Raw genomic sequence first — 20129 nt, 5'->3', positions numbered from 1 at the left:
CCATTAAAATTATTTTGCGAGCGTTTTAAATGAGAGCAGCTATTGCGGCTGCTCTTTTTTGAATCGGAAAAAAGTACTGCATGATAGTCCATATATGGGTAAGGAAGGTGCTTATTATATATAAAATCATGATCGTAGATGACGAATCAGAAGTACGGGAAGGCATCAAGGAGAGTATCGAGTGGGAGCTTCACGGCTTTGAACTCGTAGGAGATTACGCGAGTGGAAGGGAGGCTTTGGAAGCAATCGCAGAACTGAGACCGGATCTAGTCATTTCCGATATTTGCATGCCGTTTATGGATGGGATCGAGTTGGCCCGGAACATTCAGATGAAATATCCCTATATCAAAGTGATTATCCTTACCGGTCACGATGAATTTGATTATGCCCAAAAGGCACTACGGTTAAACGTCTACGATTATATCGTCAAGCCGATTACCGCGTTTGAACTCCGAAGTCTTCTGGATAAGGTGAGATCAGCCATGGACAACGAAGCAGAGCACCGCGAGAATTTGACCCATCTCAAAATACAGCTTCAGCAGAGTTTGCCGTTATTAAGGGAACGTTTTCTCGAGCAGATGGTAAGCGGCACCTTAAACGAGGTGCGTATTCAAGAGAGGCTCCAATATTTCCGCATTCCGGCAATGCCCCCTCCTTATCTGGTTGCAGTAATTGACATAGACGAATTTAGTGAAATAACGAAAGGCAAATGGGACAACGATCCAGAGCTCCTCCGTTCTGCGGCATACAATATTGTTCAAGAGGTCATGGAAGGCAAAGAAGCGGTGATCTTCCGAACAAGGGAAGAACGAATTGGAGTCGTATTTTACGGTAAAGCGGAAGAGGCGCTGTATGAGGCGGCTTTCAATTTAGCAGAGGTGATACGATTTTGCATAGAGAAATATTTGAAATTCACGGTTACCGTTGGTCTCGGTACATTATGCAGTGCACTAAGCGAGCTGTCTATTTCTTACAAGGGTGCGATATCCGCGTTGGATTACCGCTTTTTGCTGGGGAGTAATCGTGTTCTCTCCATTCAGGATATGGAGGGAGCGCATAACTCCATGCATAGGCTAGATATGGAATGGAGTCACAGGTTTGCCACCATGATCAAAACAGGTACGAGCATGGAATCTCATGCCCTCATTAGGCAATTAATCTTCAGTCTGAAATCCTCATTGATGCCTATCGGTGCTTGTTACCTGCAGATTCAATCGATCCTTATTGAGATTGTGAATACGATTCACAAATTAGTCGGAGACGAAATCGTTCACTTTAAAGGCCACGAGTTGATTTTCAAAAATATGAACCGCCTAAAAACGTTAGACGAGATCGAGCAGTGGCTGCAGGAAATTTGCAATGAATCGATTGCCTACATTGCGGAGCAGCGGAACGATTTGACGAAAATGCAGGTCCGAAGTGTTATCTCTTATATCGAAGAAAATTATCATAACGAGGATTTGACGATCCATGATCTTTGCCGCCACGTACATCTAAGTAAGAGCTACCTCAGTTCCTTATTTAAGCAGCATACGGAACAAACGATCATGGAATACGTAACGCGGATCCGGCTGGACAAAGCTAAAGATTTGCTGCGGCATACCCCCATGAAATTCTACGAAATCGCTGCGAAAGTTGGTTACAGTGACCCCCAATACTTCAGTGTATTTTTCAAAAAGCATACAGGGACAAGTCTCACCGAATACCGGGAAAAGCTTGCGAAGGAGACGACCGGATGAGAACAGGACGGGAAGCCGGGTTTCATTTTTTACAATTTCGAAGCATTCAATCTAGCATTTCCGTCGCTTTTTCGCTCCTGATCCTGGGTTCGATCGCAATCACGAGCTTTATCTCTTATCATTTGTCGGCCGAGGCGGTTGAAGGGAATTCGGAGCACTACATCTCGGAAATCATCCAACAGGTAAATAGTAACATTCAGTCTTACATCACCAATATGGAAAATATCGGGATGCTCGCTTTGACGAACAAAGACGTGAAATATTATATATCAGGCACAAGCTTTATTAGCGAAGAAGAGCGAAGGCCCTATGAGAAAAGAATTTCCGATCTGTTTCAATCCATCTTGATTACACGCAAAGATATTGCCTCGATCATGGTTTTCGGTTATAACGGACGGTTCGTCTCAGACCGCAGAATCACAAGCTTGAACGAGAATGCCAAAATTGAGGAGCAGCCCTGGTATCAACGCGCGCGAACGGAGGGAGGCAAATCCGTCATCACTGCCCCGCATGTCCAAAATATTATCCAAAATGAATATCGCTGGGTCGTATCTTTGAGCCGGGAACTGAAAAGTGCTGACGGCATTACGGGAGACGGCATTTTTTTGGTTGACTTGAATCTGAGCGTGATCAACGAAATTTGCAATCAGATTAACCTTGGGAAAAGAGGATACGTGTTCATCGTCGATAAGGACGGCAACATTGTCTATCACCCCCAGCAAAAGCTCATTACCAGCAATCTCAAAACGGAGTTGATTGATGAAGTCAGATCAGCCGGCAGCGGCAGTTTCGTTACGGGGGTGGGGAACAAAAAACGGATTTATTCGATCCAAGAAACTCATTTTGGATGGAAAATCATCGGAGTTGCCTATGAGAGCGAACTGATTGCCAACCAATATCAGATCAATTTGTCTTATTTTTTATGGACGATACTGGCGTTGGTCATTGCCTTATATCTCTCTTTTACCATTTCCCAACATCTATCGCGACCGATCAAAATGCTTCAGAGCAGCATGAAGCAGTTGGAAAAAGGCAATTTCGACATTCGCTCGGAAGTTCACAGCGAGAATGAAATCGGCCAACTGGGCCGGGCGTTCAATATGATGGTGGGCAGAATCAAAGATTTAATGAGCCAACTCATTCAAAACGAGGAATTCAAACGAAAGAGCGAAATGAAGCTGCTGGAAGCGCAGATCAACCCCCATTTTTTGTACAATACGCTAGATTCGATCATCTGGATGGCCGAACGTAAGAAGCATGACGAGGTCGTCTTGATGACTTCTTCGTTGTCTAAACTGTTTCGCGCCATTATTCATAAGAATGATGAAACGGTTCCCGTTCGCGTAGAACTGGAGCATATTACCAACTACTTGCAGATTCAAAAGCTTAGATACAAAGAGAATCTTGACTTTGCTATCGACGTGGATCCGGACATTCTTGAGCATCACATTCCCAAAATTATTTTGCAGCCTATCGTTGAAAATGCGATTTATCACGGAATAAAACATAAGCTGGAGCCTGGCGGAATACAAATCACCGGGAAGGCGCAAGGAGAAAGCATCGTGTTTGTCGTTAAGGATAACGGGGTCGGCATGGATTCGGACAAGCTGGATCAAATTTTGAAAGCGAAGAACGGAACCATGAAAGGGATCGGGGTCAGCAATGTGGATGAGCGGATCAAGCTATTTGGTCATGAGTTTGGCTTAAGTTTTAGCAGCGAGCGGTGGGCAGGCACCGAGGTGACGATTGTAGTTCCCTTGAACGCTCGGAAAGGAGTAGGGGATGGCGCATAAGAACCCCGTACTTTTGGCCGTACTGCTGGCTGTTCTCATTGGATTGCTGGCCGTACATGTCGTTGATACGCTTCGTTTGACGAATCCAAGAAAATATGAAATCGCTGTCGTGCTGAAAACGAACAATATTCACTCTGACTATTGGCAGATGGTAAGCAGCGGCGTGAAAGCGGCTGCGAAGGAATTCGATATCCATATCGGCATCACCGGACCGCTATCCGAGACGGATACAGACGAACAAATCCGCAATTTGAACGAAGTGCTGGCCGGAAAGCCCGATGCCATCATCCTTGCAGCAACCGATGCTGAAAAGCTTGCGCCGATGGCTAAGAAAATAAAAGAATCCGGAGCCAAGCTGATTTTAATCGAATCGCGTATCCATCGTGCTGAGGGAGAGAGCCTCATTGCTACCGACAATTTTGAAGAGGGAAAGAAAATCGGCATGAGCTTGACAGGCATACGGAATGGTGGACACGGAAAAGTGCTGGTGATTAGCGACAGAAAGAGCCTTTGGGCTGAAGAGGAGCGAGAGCAAGGATTTAAAGAAGCCATTGCAAGCCTTGCTGGCGTTGAAAATGCAGGCACTTTTTATTTTGATTCAACAGAAGACGCAGCCTACGAGCAAGTCAAAAAGCTGCTGTCTTTATTCCCGGACGTCCAGGGGATAGCCGGATTGAATGAAGAAGCAACCTTGGGAGCCGCAAGGGCCCTCAAAGAATATAAACGGACTGATCACGTGAACCTCGTCGGGTTTGGCAGCTCCATTTATCAAGTCAAGCTTTTGGAAGAGGGACGTTTGCAGGCAACGATTGTGCAAAAGCCGTTCAATATGGGGTATTTGTCGGTAGAAACCGCTGTAAAGATTTTGAACGGGATGAAAGTCGAACCGATCAATAAGATGAAGGCGTTAGTAATCACCAAAGACAACATGTACACGCAGCAAAATCAAGAGCTGCTCTTTCCTTTAGTGGAGAAGTAACGATATGGAGGAGGGAACAAATGAATAACGCAGTTGTGCGTAAATTAGCATTGTTATCCGGCGTGCCGCTTTTGCTTTTAGCAATTCCGCTCACCGGATGCATGAAAGAGGAACGTGGCACAGCTTTGTCCGAGCCTGAACCAAAGGCTTTTATTTCCTTCGTTGCTCCTGAGTACAGCTCGGCGACAAAACCTTTTTTTGAAAACGCGGTGAAGGATTTCGAAACGAAATATCCGAATATCGAAGTCGAGCTTCAAGTGATTAACTGGGATCATCTGGACAGTGCCTACACTACGATGATTAGTCGCAACCAGCCCCCGGACTTGCTGCTTTCGAACATGTATGCGCATTTTGCAAAGGATGGCCTGCTGAATAACATGGATGAGCTGCTTTCTCCCGCGCTTCGGAAGAAAATTTATCCCTATTTCACTGAAACCGGCAAATGGAGTGGCGTGCGCTACACAGTTCCTTACGCTGCGACGATACGGGAATTGTACTACAACAAAGATATTTTCAATGAAGTAGGCATTGACGGTCCTCCCACAACTTGGAGAGAGCTGGAAGACGCTGCGCGCAAAATCAAGAGTACGAAACAAGTTGACGGCTTCGGTCTCGATCTGACGGATAACGAGATTTGGGCTTATCTTTCCTATTTTTTCTATGGTGCCGGGGGAGGCTGGATGAAGGATGGCGAATGGGCGATCAATTCACCCAAAAATGTGGAAGGCATTCTCTTCCTAAAGGAGCTTTATGAAAAAGGGCTGACGGATCCTGAGCCCACGGTCACGACGCGTGATGAAAAGCAACGGATTCTCGGTAATGGCAAGCTAGGCATGCTCATATCAGGCAATTATTTCGAGAGCGTCGTACCCCGTGAATTTCCCGGGTTAAAATGGGGGAAAGGGCCGATTCCGGTTAAGGAAGGCCAAACGCCACTTGTGCTAGGCGTGCAAGATATTTGGATGTCGTTCCGGACGGATCATACGAACAAGGAAGCATTGTCCAAATTCCTCGACTTTATTTATGAGGATGCGCGCTATGAGGAATTTGTTATCCAGGAAGGCTTCATACCGACGATCAGCACGGTAGGCGAGAAGCTGGCGCAGAATGATTCACTCATGAGGCAAAATCTCGATTGGATTCAACACGCCAAATTTTATCCGATCCAGCATCCCGCCTGGTCCGCTGTGCTTAACGCGACCAGAAACATGGGGCAGGCCGTGCTGCTCGGGCAAATGACGCCTCAATTAGCGTTGGATCGGCTGCAGCAAATTGCGCTTAGCAAAAGCCAATGATTGAGGAAGGGCCATCCGCTATCACGGAAATGGTGGAGGGTGTGAAATATAACTGCGGGGGAAAATCTTAGAAATCCTCATATATTCCTTAAAATATCTCATGTATTAGTAGAATGTATCATTGATTAGTAGAATATATCATGTAATTCATAGAATATATCATGGTTTAAAGGCCGAAATCCTATTATTATCGTTTTGAAAGCGTTTCAAATGGGCTGTATTCCTAGTAAAGGAGGATGAAAGATTTAGTCGCTTTAACAAGTATGCCAAGCGTTCTGGGAATCATGAACTAGATGGTCATGCAAGTTTTTAATTACGGTATAGGAGAGGGTAAAGTGTTTAGAAAAATAACAACGATAGCATGTTTATGTTCCTTGTTATATGGATCTATTCCATTAACTTCAGATTTTCTGGTTGAAACGGCTCATGCTGCAGATCTAACAACTAATATGGGTTTAAACCAAAATGAAAGAAAACAAAGCTTTGATTCCAACTGGAAATTTAATCTGGGTGATGCGGTCGGTACGCAAGCCGCCGATTTTAATGATTCTTCCTGGAGAACATTGGACGTTCCCCATGATTGGAGTATTGAAAAGAATTTTAATAAAGATTCCGCTGCCGGTAGAGACGCTGCGTTCCTGGATGGCGGAACCGGATGGTACCGGAAATCATTCACGCTGCCAAATGAAGCGGCCGGAAAAAAAGTAACGATTACCTTCGACGGCGTCTATATGGACAGCACGGTGTATATCAATGGACAAGTTCTTGGAAATCGTCCGAATGGATACATTTCGTTCGAATATGATTTGACCCCTTACTTGAAATTTAACGGGGAAAAGAACGTCATTGCCGTCAAAGTGGTCAACCAGCAGCCGAGCAGCCGTTGGTATTCGGGAAGCGGGATTTACCGTCATGTTTGGCTTTCGACCTCGGAACGGGTTCATGTCGGACAATGGGGCACCTCTGTCACAACGCCGCAGGTTAGCGATGCTTCGGCAGATGTCAACGTGAAAACGACGGTCATGAACGAAACCTCTGCGAGCAAGGAGGTAACATTAAGTACTACGATTCGGGATGAGCAGGGAGTTTCGAAGGCCGTACTTGAAACGAAAACAACAATCGCCGCCGGCGGGAAGAATGAATTCGATCAGACCATGACGGTGGCCAATCCGAAGCTCTGGTCCATCGATTCACCTTATCGTTACACGGCGGATACGGAAGTGAAAGTTGACGGGGGCGTCGTCGATACGTATCAATCGACTTTTGGGATCCGGACATTCAAATTCGATAACAACCAAGGCTTTTTCCTGAACGGGAAGCATGTGAAATTGCAGGGCGTTTCCATGCATCACGATTTGGGAGCGTTAGGGTCTGCCGTTAATACCAGAGCGATGGAAAGGCAGCTGGAGATTCTGAAAGACATGGGCGTGAACGCGATTCGAACCACCCATAATCCGGCGGCGCCCGAACTGCTCGATTTGTACGATCGGATGGGATTCGTCGTCCTTGAAGAAGCCTTTGACGCCTGGAAAGAGCCGAAGAAGGAGTTCGATTATTCCCGCTTCTTTGATCAGTGGGCTGAAACCGACATCAAAGATATGGTACGCCGCGACCGGAATCATCCTTCTATTATCGCATGGAGCCTTGGCAACGAGATTCCGGATACAGTTCATACAGAAGCTATTACAACTGCGCAAAACCTGAAGAACTGGGTTAAACAAATCGATAATACAAGACCGACCACCATGGGCTTCTTTTCCATGTATGATGCAACTACGCAAAAAGTTGCAGACGTTCTAGATTTAGTCGGCTACAATTACGCGGAAAGTCTTTACGATCAGCATCACGCAGCACATCCTAACTGGGTCATTTTTGGAAGCGAAACATCCTCTGCGGTCAGATCGCGCGGAGTTTATCACCTGCCGGCTGATCAGAATATACTGACCGATCCGGATTTTCAAACTTCTTCATTCGATAATAGTGTAGTTCCATGGGGAAGCAGTGCTAGAGACTCGTACAAACTGGATAAAGATCGCGATTTTGTTGCAGGTCAATTTATTTGGACCGGCTTTGACTATCTCGGCGAACCATCTCCATATTACGTGTGGCCTGCAAAGAGTTCTTACTTTGGAATCGTAGATACAGCAGGATTCCCGAAAGATATTTATTATTTCTATCAAAGCCGCTGGACAAGCAAGTCGATGGTGCATTTGCTGCCTCATTGGAATTGGAAAGCGGGAGACACCGTGCCGGTCATTGCATACTCCAACGCGGACAGCGTTGAACTGTTCTTGAACGGTCAATCTCTGGGCGAAAAAACATTTGCCGCCGGAGACTTGCAATTGAAATGGGATGTTCCTTTTACACCGGGTACCTTGAAAGCCGTTGCCAAGAAAAATGGCGCCATCGTAGCAACGGATGAAGTGAAGACAGCAGGTGAACCTGCCAAGGTAGTGCTGAAACCGGATCGAGCTGCCGTTAAGGCAGACGGCAAGGACCTTGTTTTTATTGAAGCTGATGTCGTAGATAGCAATGGCACACTTGTTCCTAATGCGGACAATTTGATTAACTTTAGCGTGACGGGCGGAACCATTGTCGGTGTCGACAACGGCAATGCCATAAGCTTGGAACGATATAAAGCATCAAGCCGTAAAGCCTTTAGCGGCAAGGCATTGGTCATCGTTCAGCCGTCTAACACTGCCGGTGAAATTGCAGTCAATGCGACAGGATACAATGTGGCACCGGATCATGTAAAAGTATTTGCACAATCGGGAATCGATCCAACTAGTACGGAGATTATTGGCATTCAACCGGTAACTGTTGAATCCAAACCAGGCATTGCGCCAACTCTGCCTTCGAAAGTAAACGTGATCCAGAAAAATGGTACACAAAGACAGGTTCAAGTAACCTGGGATGCGGTTGATCCGGCGCAATACGCGAAGACAGGCACCTTTACCGTCAGCGGTACGGTACAAGAGACATCCATTAAAGCGTCTGCAAACGTATCGATCCTAGGCATTACAAAGGTTGATAACTCTCTAATCATCAAAACAGGCGTTGGTATAGCGCCAGGACTTCCAAGCATGGTTGACGCGGAATTCACGGACGGATCGCATCGCTTGACTCCAGTAACCTGGGAAGTGATTGCTCCATCGAAGTATGCGGCTGAAGGAGAATTTACGGTAGCAGGAAGTATTGCAGGAACAGACCTGACCGTGGTTGCGTCTGTTCAGGTGATGCCGGCTGTTCAAACGAATGTCTCTGTGAATAAGGGTGGAGCTTATCCGAAAGCAAGCGCGTCGTTTACTTTTTCTTCTGATCCTGAAAAGTTTTTGAACGATGGTATTATTTCCTATACGAACTCACCGAAAAACCGGTGGACGAACTGGGACCCTAAGTCTAGAGCGTCAGATTGGGTACAAATCGATTTTGGCCAAACAAAGACGATCAATCAAGTCAAGATGCATGTATTTACCGATTCAGGCGCGGCTCCTCCGACATCCATGAATGTACAATATTGGAACGGGTCGGATTGGGTTGACGTGACAAATGTATCAAATGTACCGGCTGTACCTGCAGCAAATTTGAATACGATCACTTTTGACGCTGTTCCTACATCGAAAGTGAGAGTGAACATGAATAGCGCCCCTGGCAAGTGTTTGGCGATTACGGAAATGGAAGTCATAGGATTAAGCTTTAATTTGGGGAATAACGCAGCATTAAGCGGAATTGAAATTAACGGTCAGCCTTTTGCCGGATTCCAAGCTGATTCGCTTTCCTATGAGATGCAATGGTCGTCGGCAGCGCTTCCGTCTGTCAAAGCAACAGCATCCGATCAATTCGCCCAGGTTGCAGTTACTAACCCGAGTGAAATTCCGGGCAAGGCTACAATCAACGTGACTTCGGAGAGTGGTACCAAAACGCAAACCTACACGATTTATTTTATAGCGCAGGATACGACATTGCCTGCGATGACAGTCGCCGTACCACAGTCGAAGATGACGGCATCGGCAACAAGTGAGGAATTGGCGGGAGAGAATAACAGCGCCTCCATGGTGCTCGATGGAGATTCAAGCACCATTTGGCATACGAAGTGGGATAAGTCTAATCCGCTGCCGCAATCGATCACTTTGAATCTTGGCGGTACTTACGACGTGAATAAAGTCAGGGTACTCCCTAGACAAGGTGGGGTAAGTAACGGTATGATTACGGCCTACAATGTCTATGCGAGTACGGACGGTGTCCAGTATACCAAAGTCGCGACTGGAGCTTGGACTCAAGGCACCACTGAGAAAACAGCGGAGTTCCCGGTAACGAAAGCGTCCTTTATTAAACTGGAAGCAACAGCAGGGGTAAACGGATGGGCATCTGCAGCTGAAATGAATGTCTATCGCGTTATCGATGTACCCGTAACCGGCGTACAGTTGGATAAATCGCAAGTCTCGCTGAAAGAAGGACAAACGGCAGAGCTGGTTGCAACTGTGCTTCCTCTGAATGCAAAAAATAAAAATGTAACTTGGGCGAGCAGCGACAATACGGTCGCGGGCCTAGAGGTCAAGGACGGCAAAGCAGTTGTAACCGCCTTGAAAACGGGAGTAACAGATATTACGGTAACCACGGTAGGCGGCAATTATATAGCGGTAAGCAAAATTACGGTAGAGAAAGGCGATATCGCGCCAAACGTCGCTTCAACGACGCTATCGGCAGCAGGCACCGTTATGGCAGGCCAGGAATTCCCTGTTCAGCTGGGTCTGAGCAGTGTTACGCAAAGCGTGTATGCGCAAGATATTAAAATGGACTACAATTCGAACGTATTTGACTTTGTCTCGGCACGCGCAGTGAAAGATGGCGTTCTGCTTGTAGATACGGTGAAGAACACGCTGGGCAAGCTTCGGTTTATTCTCGCAAGCTTAGGCAAGGCAGTGACAGGCGATGGCGGGATGCTGGAACTGAAGTTCAAGGCCAAAGCTTTGACGCAGCCAGCGACGGGAACGATTGCTGTAACCGACGCCACACTGAGCGATGCGCAGGGCGTAGAAACGAAGGCGCAAGCATCTACGGTGGACGTAAGTATTACGACGCTGCCACAGGGAATTCCAGGCGACGTCAACCATGACAATAGAACAAGCATCGGCGATCTTGGCATCGTTGCGTCGAATTACGGTAAAACTTCTTCCAGCCCGGATTGGGAGCAAATCAAGCAAGCAGACGTAACTGGCGATGGCAAAATCGATATTGAAGATCTTGCGTTCGTGGCTAGAAAAATCATGGAGTAAATCATTCAGGAATGAATGGCAATGCAAAGTGCTTGGTGCGATTGTGCCAAGCAAAAATCAATGAAAGAGGAGGGGCTTTCCGCCGCCATGGAAATGGCGGAGGGAAGCCCTTCCTTTTTTGCGTTTAGCAGATTGCATGAATACTCCCTTACAACTTGTGCCCCAAAGATAATACTTTTTCAATAAATTACAGGACTAAATTCAATGGTTGTACGCTGGATAAATCAATATGATAAGGATGTAAAACTTTAAGGAGGTCATCGTAAATGAGAAATTCCAAAAAAGCAGTGGCATGGAGCATGATTTTGTCAACAGTCCTACTATCAACCGGCTGCGGAAGCAGCACGAACTCATCCAATGTGACGGAGAAGCCCCTCGAAAGCGCTAAATCGACTGAAAGCGCAGTATCGGCTGCCAGCAGTCAGCCTCAGGGCTCTAAGCTTACCGGGGACTTTGAAATCCAATATTTCGTCGGTGGTTACGGCGATGCTTGGTGGAAGCAAGTCATAGCCGATTTCCAAAAGCAGAATCCAGACCTCAAGATCAAAGAGTCGGCAGGACCCAAAATCAACGATCAAATGAAACCTCGCTGGCTGCAAGGGAATCCGCCCGATTTTGTATACATTGACGGAGCCGGATCCAACACAAGGCAAATGGTGAACGACGATCAGCTTATGGACATTACAGACTGGATGAAGGATGCAAAGAACGTTGACGGTAAAAAAATTACGGATCTCCTGATCGCTCAGCCTGAAGAATACAAGCCGGGCAAATCCTATGCGATTCCATTGGTATTCGGATCTTGGGGGACGTTCTATGATAAGGCGATGTTCAAGAGTAAAGGTTGGCAAGCACCAGCGGATTTCCAAGACTTCCTTGCGTTAGGCGACAAAATTAAAGCTGAGGGCAACATGAGTCCTTACATCCATACAGGTGTCTATCCTTACTACATCAACGGCGGCTTGCTCGACCCGACGATTATCGCAATGAACAACTACGATACCTCGATCTTTAAGCGTATCAATTCGCTTGAAAAAGGCATTTGGAAAAGCGAGCCGGTTATGAAATCGCTTAATAAAATTGTGGAAATGCGAGATAAGGGCTTCATCGACAAAGGTTCTCCGGCGCTGAATCATACGGATTCCCAATCCCAATGGCTGCAGCACAAAGCGGCGTTCATCCCGACAGGCATTTGGGTTGAGAGCGAGATGGCGAAGGATGTACCGGCAGGCTTTGAATTCGGTTTCTTACCGTCTATCGGCCAAGACAAGGGCGGCAAGTTCGTCGCGAATCCATACACGGCAACAGTTGCCATAGCGAAAAAAGCGAAAAATCCGGAAGCGGCTAAAGCATTCATTCAATATATTTTCACGGAAAAGCAAAGTAAAGCATGGGCGGAACTATCCAAAGCCCCTTCTAACATTAAAGCAGATCTGGAAGGCACGAATGCTCCTGCGCTTACGAAAGAGGCCGCCAAATTCTACAATTCCCCGAATACGGTCGTTGCGCCTGAGATCGTCATTCCGGAGGAACTCGTAACAGCTAGAAACAACGCGACCGTTGCGTTAACCAAAGGTGAAATTACGCCACAGCAGTGGGCGGACCGCATGGAAGAAGCGACGGAGAAAATCCGTGCCAAAGAAAAGAAATAAGACTCTCATTAGGTTTTGAATGATACGAAGGGAGTACTTCGGATTCCCTTTGTATCATTCGGAAATTTAGATTGGAGGCAAGTATGCAAGAGCGCAAGACTGTTAGAAACGGCAATGCGAAGATGAAGCGGAATATGTTCATTCTCTCCTTTACTATTCCAACATTGCTACTTTATCTCGTTTTTACCGTCTATCCGTTGTTTAAAGGCATCTATTTGAGTTTGTTTGATTGGTCGGGCGGCTCAGAAACCTATAATTTTATCGGTCTCGGTAATTTCAAAGAGATGCTGCATGACGCTGTGATCTTAAAGTCCATCCGCAACGACTATATACTCGTGATCGGGAAAGTGATCGGGTTTATGATCATGTCGATGTTTTTTGCAGTAGCGCTTACCCGGTTCAACATCAAAGGTTCTGGATTTTATCGCATCATATTTTTTATTCCGAATGTGCTTTCGGTTGTTGTCGTAGGCGTTCTCTGGCGCTACGTGTATAATCCGAACCTAGGATTCTTGAACTCTTTAATCTCCTTATTTACAGATAAGCCCTTTGATTTCGCCTGGTTAGGCGATAAATGGTCGATCTTTGCGCTGCTGCCGCCATCGATCTGGGCCGGTATCGGCTTTACCATCATTTTGCTTGTTGCCGGTATTCTCAGCATCCCCTCATCCTTATTTGAGTCCGCTGACATCGATGGAGCTTCACAGTGGAGCCAATTTTGGCTAATTACATTGCCGCTGTCGTGGGAGCAGGTTAAGACTTCCGTGCTTTGGATTGTCATGACGACGCTGAACGGATCATTCGTCATCGTCACGATCATGACCTTCGAGGGCGGCGTAGACAATGCCACGCAGGTCTTGGGATCGTATCTGTATTTGAATGCATTCAAATTCGGCAAATTCAGCTATGGTTCTGCGATTGGCGTGCTCATTCTGGTTCTTTCCTTCATAACGACAGCAGCGCTGCAGAGGTTAATGAAGAGAGATACCATTGAAATAACGTAGAGGGGCTATGCATATGAGTCAACGAGTTCTCCATCCAATTAGCCGTGCTTTTTTCATAATCTGTCTGATCGCTTGGTCGATTTGCGTCCTTTATCCACTGCTTTGGACAGTCTTAAGCGCGCTGAAAGACAACAAGCAGTTTTTCCTCGGAAAGCCTTGGGCTTTGCCGAGCCTTCCGCTGCTATGGAGCAATTTTACGTTTGTGTGGGAAAAATATAATTTCGCACATAATTTTATGAATTCTTTGGTCGTGACGATCATCAGCACCTTAGTGGGCGTGCTTCTATCGGCCACGACGGCTTACGTGATCGCCCGTTTTACATTCAGAGGGAATGGCCTGTTGTACTATTCCTATCTTTCTTACATGATGATTCCATCCTTTCTCGGCATCATCCCTTTATTCTTTTTGCTGAACGATCTGCATTTAACGAACAATTTATTGGGCTTAATCTTAGTTTATACGGTAACCGCCGTACCTTTTGCTGTTTTCGTATTGGTCAGTTTTTTCAAATCGCTGCCCGGTGAACTGGAAGAAGCCGCAGCAATGGACGGCGCTTCGCATTACGGCATCTTTTTCCGGATTATGCTGCCGTTGGCCAAACCGGGCTTAATGTCGGTAGCGATTATTACCGTGCTGAATATTTGGAATGAATATGTGTTCGCGCTCGTTCTTATGAATGATCCAACGAAATATACAATACCTGTCGCAATTGCAGTCATGCAGGGTGAAATGCAGTATAGGACCGAGTGGGGACCGCTTTTTGCCGCTCTTATCCTTTCGATGGGACCTACGATTGTGTTTTATACGCTGTTTCAAAAGCAAATTACCGGAGGCATTACGGCCGGTGCATTGAAAGGCTAGGTAGGTATACCTTGAAAGGGGGGATTGTCGCAGGACACCGGGAGCGCCTCGGTCGGTTGGCCAAGTGAGGTTAAGGAAGAATAAGGAGAGTGCCTGAATTGAAAACGCTTAAAAAAGCTTTGGGTTTTACTTTCTGCCTAGTGTTCGTATTCATCATCATGTTCATCAGCGGGACGAAGACATACGCTTCGACGGTAGGAGACATAACAGGATTTGAGAAGACGGACGCCAAAACTTTCATGATTACGTCAGGCACCGATCAGGTGAAAGTCATTTTTAATCGCGACGACATTGTTCGCATATGGCTTGGCGTAGGCGGCAATTTCCAAACGCTGTCCGGCAGAGAATCATCTACGCCTAAAGAGCCGATCGTGATCAAGGAAGATTTTGGTCCGGTGGCAGTCAATTGGTCCGATGAGGGCGGCTACTACAAAATGGCGACAAGCAAGTTTGTTCTGCGTGCCTACAAAAGTCCGCTCAAATTCGCCATGTACAAAAGCGATAATCAGACTGTCGTATGGGAAGAGCAGTCTCCGCTGAATTACAGCGCTGCGTCGACAACCCAGACGCTCGGTAGAGGATCTGATGAGTACTACTACGGCGGCGGGATGCAGAATGGATTTTTTTCCCATCGCGACAAGACGATTACAATTGCTGATGTACGCGGTGACTGGGGTAGCGGGACCGTGTCCAATCCTTCTCCGTTTTATTTGAGTACGGCAGGCTACGGGGTGCTGCGGAACACGTTCCAGGACGGAACTTACAACTTCGGCAGTCCTGCTCAGTTAACGCACAATGAAAACCGCTTTGACGCGTATTATTTTTACGGCGAGACGTTCAAAGATATTCTGAACGGATATACGGACTTAACAGGTAAGCCTTCGCTCATTCCGAGATGGGGCATGAGCATGGGGGACTCGGATTGCTACAATACGAGCAACACCGGAAGAAATACGCCGGGCAAGCTGACGACGCCGGATGTGGTGAAGGTTGCGCAGGACTACCGCGCCAACGACATGCCGGGTGGCTGGCTGCTGCCGAACGACGGCTACGGTTGCGGTTATGTCCAGCTGCCAAGCACGGTGAAGCAGCTTCATGATTTAGGCTTTTACACCGGCTTGTGGACGCAGAACGGACTTGCGAATATTGCAACGGAAGTGGGCGTTGCAGGCACTCGGCTGAACAAGCTGGATGTGGCTTGGGTCGGACCGGGATATGATTTTGCGCTGGATGCAACGAGACAGGCTCATCAAGGACTTGAAGCCAACTCGAACGACCGAGGCTTCGTTTGGTCTGTATTCGGATGGGCCGGCACGCAGCGTAATTCAGTCGTCTGGTCCGGGGATCAAACCGGCAACTGGGAATATATCCGTTTTCACATTCCATCCGTGATCGGTGCCGGGCTGTCGGGGATGACCTATGCGACCGGTGATATCGATGGGATTTGGGGCGGTAGCCCCCAAACCTATGTGCGCGATTTGCAATGGAAAGCCTTCACGCCGATCCTGATGAGCATGTCCGGTTGGGCGTCTGTCGACAAGCAGCCATGGCGCTATGGAGATCCGTACACAAGCTATAATCGAGATATTTTGAAGCTCAGACAGCGTTTGACGCCTTACTTCTACACCTATTTGAACGAAGCCTACGAATCGGGAGCGCCATCTGCGAGAGCGATGGTTTACGAATTCCCGAACGATCCGAATACGAAGAGTACGCTGACCCAGTACCAATTCATGTCCGGCGGGTCGTTCCTCGTTGCACCGGTTTACAAAGATGCTATGGTCCGCAACGGCATTTACTTGCCAAAGAGCAAATGGATCGACTACTGGACAGGCATGGAACATTACGGGTCCAAAATGCTTGACGAATACAGCGCGCCGCTGAACCGTTTGCCGCTGCTCGTCAAAGCGGGTGCGATCATTCCGATGTATCCGGAGTCTCTGTATGACGGCCAAGTGCCGCCAAATCCGATTACCTATGACATCTATCCGTACAAAACGTCCAGTTTCACGATGTATGAGGATGACGGTGTATCGAGGGAGCATCGCAGCGGCAAATTCGCGAAGACAGTGATTACTTCGATCGCGCCAGAAACCGGAACAGGCGATTTGAAAGTTCAAGTCGGGGCGAGCATCGGTGATTACAATGGCAAACTGGCGGCTCGGACGAACCAATTCCAGATTCATATGCATACGAAACCGGCTAGTGTCGAAGTCGGAGGCTCTGCCTATACGGAATTGGCAAGTAAAGCGGAATGGACGAATGCCGCAAGCGGCTGGTACTTTGATAACGCGGACAAAGGCGGCATAGTCTATGTAAAAACACAGGATCTGCCGACCAATCAAGGTTTTGAACTGAAAGTATCCGGTTTTGTCGCAGATACGACTCCGCTTACGGATGCCACTGTCATTTCGCTGCCCGAACCTGATAATGATCCGACGAAAATCGTGCAGGAGGATATCGTCGCATCGGCTACGAGCGCCGATCCGACTGCGCCTGCTGCGAATGTGTTGGATGGCAACTCGGAAACGATCTGGAGCACGAAGCTGGATGGCAGCACGCCGCTGCCTCAATCGGTCACATTAAATCTCGGTACGAAATTTTCAGTAAATAAACTGAAATATTTGCCGAGACAATACATGGGGACCGACGGAATTGTTACCGCTTACAACATTTATGTGAGCACGGACGGCACGAATTTTACGAAGGTGGCCACCGGCACATGGAATGCGGATAAGCTGGAAAAAACGGTGACTTTCGATACTGCCGAAGCGCAGTATGTGAGATTGGAAGCGACAGCCGGCGTTAACGGATTTGCGGCTGCAGCCGAATTGAATGTCTATCGTGACGGTTCCATAGCGATCCCGCTGCCGATTCCGAAAAATCAATTGACCGCAACGGCTGCTAGCTTCCAGCCTGGTGATGAACCCTCGAATGCGATCGACGGCAATCTTGGTACCCTCTGGCATACGAAATGGGACGGTTCCGATAAACTGCCGCAATCGATTATCGTGGATTTGGGCAAAGTCCGGAGCATCAGCCAATTCCGTTATGCACCAAGGCTTAATGCGAGCAATGGAACGATTACGGCTTACAAACTGTACGTCAGCACAGACGGTACGAACTATACGCAAATTAGCACAGGGAATTGGGTGCGGGACAATCTGAAGAAATACATCCAATTCACAGCAGTTGACGCCAGATATGTCAAGCTGGAAGCGGTGGCTGCAGTAGGGGGCTACGCATCCGCAGCCGAAATCGACGTCTATGAAGCGCCTGTGGCTCCGCCAGCGCTTGGCGATATTGTACGAGGTAAGCCGGCAACTGCAGACAGTGAGGATGCTGCCTTCCCGGCAAGCCAGGCCAACGACGGCAATCCGGCTACGATGTGGTCGGCTGCTGACACAAACCCGGGCCATGTATGGTCTGCAGACCTGGGTAAAATGTACTCGATTCAAGGCATTGAGATTTCGTTTGGACAGAGCGACAAAGTGTATAAATATAAGCTGGAAGTCCGTGAGGCTGGTAGCAGTAACTGGATTCAAGTGTTAGACCGCATGAACAATACGGAAGCAGGCGCTGTGCTGAAGGATACGTTCGGCAGCCAAGGCCGCTACGTGCGGATTACGATTACAGGTCTTCCTGACGCCGCTATGAAAGCCAGCATCGCAGATGTGAAGCTGATCGGCCTGCCTATCATCGGCACGGCGCCTGTAACCGGTATAACGCTGAATCAAACGGAACTGCACATGAATGTGCTTGATGCTCCAATCGCTCTTGAAGCGACGGTTGCGCCTCTGAATGCAGCGAATACATCGGTTGCGTGGAGCAGCAGTGATCCGAGCGTTGCGATGGTCGATGAGAAAGGCGTTGTCACTCCGAAAGGAGCAGGCTCGGCAACGATTACCGTCACAACGGCGGAAGGCGGCTTTAAGGCGGCTGCGAATATCACCGTCACGGCACAAAATGGCTTGGTGAAAATTCCGCAAAGCCAAATGACGGCTACAGCAACAAGCTCCCAACCCGGAGATGATCCGAGCAATGCGCTTGACGGCAATCCGGATACATGGTGGCACATCAAATGGTTCGGCGTCGATCCGCTGCCGCAATCGATTGTTTTAAATCTGGGCGGTACGCATACCGTCAGCAAGCTGGAGTATATGCCCCGTCCGGATGGCGGCAACGGTACTATCACAGCCTATAACGTTTATGTAAGCCAAGATGGCGTACAGTTTACGAAGGTTGCGACCGGCATGTGGCTGAAGAACAATTCAGTCAAAGAAGTGAATTTTGCTCCTGTCCTTGCCGGTTATGTGAAGCTTGAAGCAACAGCAGGGGCCGGCGGCTACGCTTCGGCAGCCGAGTTGAACGTGTATAAGAAAGATGACGCCTCTGCGCTGAAAGCAGTGACACTCGATGCATCCAGCTACGAAGTGAAGGAAGGCCAATCCGCAGCAGTGAAAGTTACTGCTCAGTATTCGGACGGCAGCCATCAAGACGTGACGGCCCAATCCGTATTCGAGATCGCAAATTCCTCATTCGTAACGATAGCAAATGGAATGATCACCGGTATTTCACATGGTGAAACCGTAATTTCTGCAACGTACGGAGGGAAGCAGGCGACTGCAACGATCGTTGTCAAAATGGCCGATCCTGGGGCTCCGACTACAGCATTGACCGGAAGTAGCAGTGTTCAAGGCGGCCAGCCGCTCGTAATGACATATGGCTTGAATGGAATTACGCAGCAGGTTTACGCAGAGGACATTTCGCTGACCTACGATCCAAATGTGATGGAGTTTACTTCGGCAGAGCCGCTTCTTTCGAACACGAGCATTGTACAGACAGGGAATGACGGAGCGGGCAAGCTTCGCCTGATTGTTGCCAGTCAAGGTGCAGGGCATGCTGTTACCGGCAATGTGCAGCTGTTGAAGGTTAATTTTAAGTCGAAGCAGGTTACCGAGGTTCTTACGACCACAATCGCGGTAACGAATACGATCCTCGGGGACGAACATGGCAATGAGTCAAAGGCTGCAAACTCCTCAATCGGCGTACAAGTAACGACTATTCCAGCCGGCATTCCGGGAGATATAAACCATGATGGTAAAGTATCGATCGGTGATCTGGGTATAGTGGCTGCGAATTACGGCAAAACGTCGGCAAGTCCGGATTGGGCGAGTATCCAGCATTTAGATTCGAACCATGACAACAAAATCGATGTTACGGATCTAGCCTTCATAGCACAGAAGATTTTGGAATAAATCCCTTGGATTTGCAATATGGAATTCAGGGATATGTCTCCCTATTTCAGAGGGGACACCCCTAAATTGCAATCTGGCATCGGTACTCTACCGCTGTCAGATTGTTTATCCTGGGAGCTTTATGAAAAGAGGAGCCATTCCTGTAATGAAATAATTTGAGGTTTGAACAAAAAGAGCGCCTCCTGTATGCTGGGTCTCGAATGCGATCACATTCATGCCCTAATTAAAAGGAGGACGCTCAACATGAAGTATAAACGCCCGAAGAGATTGT

General features: G+C 47.8%; 9 protein-coding genes. All 9 read left to right on the top strand.

All coding sequences use genetic code 11. The annotated features are described in order from the left end of the window. Positions 1-107 precede the first annotated feature (107 nt). The 9 genes from J2Z65_RS07130 (at position 108) to J2Z65_RS07090 (ending at position 19858) form a co-directional block, all read left to right on the top strand. Complete coding sequence (locus tag J2Z65_RS07130) at positions 108-1739, top strand: response regulator (protein WP_338111725.1); 1632 nt, start codon at positions 108-110, stop codon at positions 1737-1739. Further along, positions 1736-3532, top strand: a complete 1797-nt coding sequence (locus J2Z65_RS07125) for a cache domain-containing sensor histidine kinase (RefSeq protein ID WP_167061563.1) — start codon at positions 1736-1738, stop codon at positions 3530-3532. Before J2Z65_RS07130 ends, J2Z65_RS07125 begins: the two co-directional genes overlap by 4 nt. Beyond that, on the top strand, positions 3522-4511 hold the full coding sequence (locus J2Z65_RS07120; protein ID WP_167061560.1) for a substrate-binding domain-containing protein: 990 nt from the start codon (positions 3522-3524) through the stop codon (positions 4509-4511). Before J2Z65_RS07125 ends, J2Z65_RS07120 begins: the two co-directional genes overlap by 11 nt. A 20-nt stretch (positions 4512-4531) precedes the next feature. Continuing rightward, positions 4532-5806: an ABC transporter substrate-binding protein gene (locus tag J2Z65_RS07115; RefSeq protein WP_167061557.1), complete on the top strand. Its 1275-nt coding sequence runs from the start codon at positions 4532-4534 to the stop codon at positions 5804-5806. Between the two features lie 335 nt (positions 5807-6141). Then, the gene (locus tag J2Z65_RS07110; RefSeq protein ID WP_209855801.1) at positions 6142-11082 is read left to right on the top strand and encodes a discoidin domain-containing protein; all 4941 of its coding nucleotides are present in this window, start codon (positions 6142-6144) and stop codon (positions 11080-11082) included. 266 nt (positions 11083-11348) lie between these two features. Continuing rightward, a complete protein-coding gene (locus J2Z65_RS07105; RefSeq protein ID WP_240159820.1) occupies positions 11349-12734 on the top strand; it encodes an ABC transporter substrate-binding protein in 1386 nt (461 codons plus the stop codon). Between the two features lie 83 nt (positions 12735-12817). Further along, on the top strand, positions 12818-13738 hold the full coding sequence (locus J2Z65_RS07100) for a carbohydrate ABC transporter permease (RefSeq protein ID WP_167061552.1): 921 nt from the start codon (positions 12818-12820) through the stop codon (positions 13736-13738). Between the two features lie 13 nt (positions 13739-13751). Further along, a complete protein-coding gene (locus tag J2Z65_RS07095) occupies positions 13752-14600 on the top strand; it encodes a carbohydrate ABC transporter permease (RefSeq protein WP_167061550.1) in 849 nt (282 codons plus the stop codon). A gap of 98 nt (positions 14601-14698) precedes the next feature. Continuing rightward, the gene (locus tag J2Z65_RS07090) at positions 14699-19858 is read left to right on the top strand and encodes a discoidin domain-containing protein (RefSeq protein ID WP_167061548.1); all 5160 of its coding nucleotides are present in this window, start codon (positions 14699-14701) and stop codon (positions 19856-19858) included. Positions 19859-20129: the final 271 nt, after the last annotated feature.

Origin of the sequence: Paenibacillus aceris (assembly GCF_017874035.1) — a bacterium.
Classification (GTDB): Bacteria; Bacillota; Bacilli; order Paenibacillales; family NBRC-103111; genus Paenibacillus_E; species Paenibacillus_E aceris.
The sequence above is the reverse complement of the archived record's forward strand: the minus strand, read 5'-3'. Positions and strand labels throughout refer to the sequence as shown.

Excerpts from the sequence above, each read along its gene's own strand:
- J2Z65_RS07100 (WP_167061552.1), top strand. The coding sequence starts at position 12,818 with ATGCAAGAGCGCAAGACTGTTAGAAACGGCAATGCGAAGATGAAGCGG.
- J2Z65_RS07115 (WP_167061557.1), top strand. The coding sequence starts at position 4,532 with ATGAATAACGCAGTTGTGCGTAAATTAGCATTGTTATCCGGCGTGCCG.
- J2Z65_RS07120 (WP_167061560.1), top strand. The coding sequence starts at position 3,522 with ATGGCGCATAAGAACCCCGTACTTTTGGCCGTACTGCTGGCTGTTCTC.
- J2Z65_RS07105 (WP_240159820.1), top strand. The coding sequence starts at position 11,349 with ATGAGAAATTCCAAAAAAGCAGTGGCATGGAGCATGATTTTGTCAACA.
- J2Z65_RS07125 (WP_167061563.1), top strand. The coding sequence starts at position 1,736 with ATGAGAACAGGACGGGAAGCCGGGTTTCATTTTTTACAATTTCGAAGC.
- J2Z65_RS07095 (WP_167061550.1), top strand. The coding sequence starts at position 13,752 with ATGAGTCAACGAGTTCTCCATCCAATTAGCCGTGCTTTTTTCATAATC.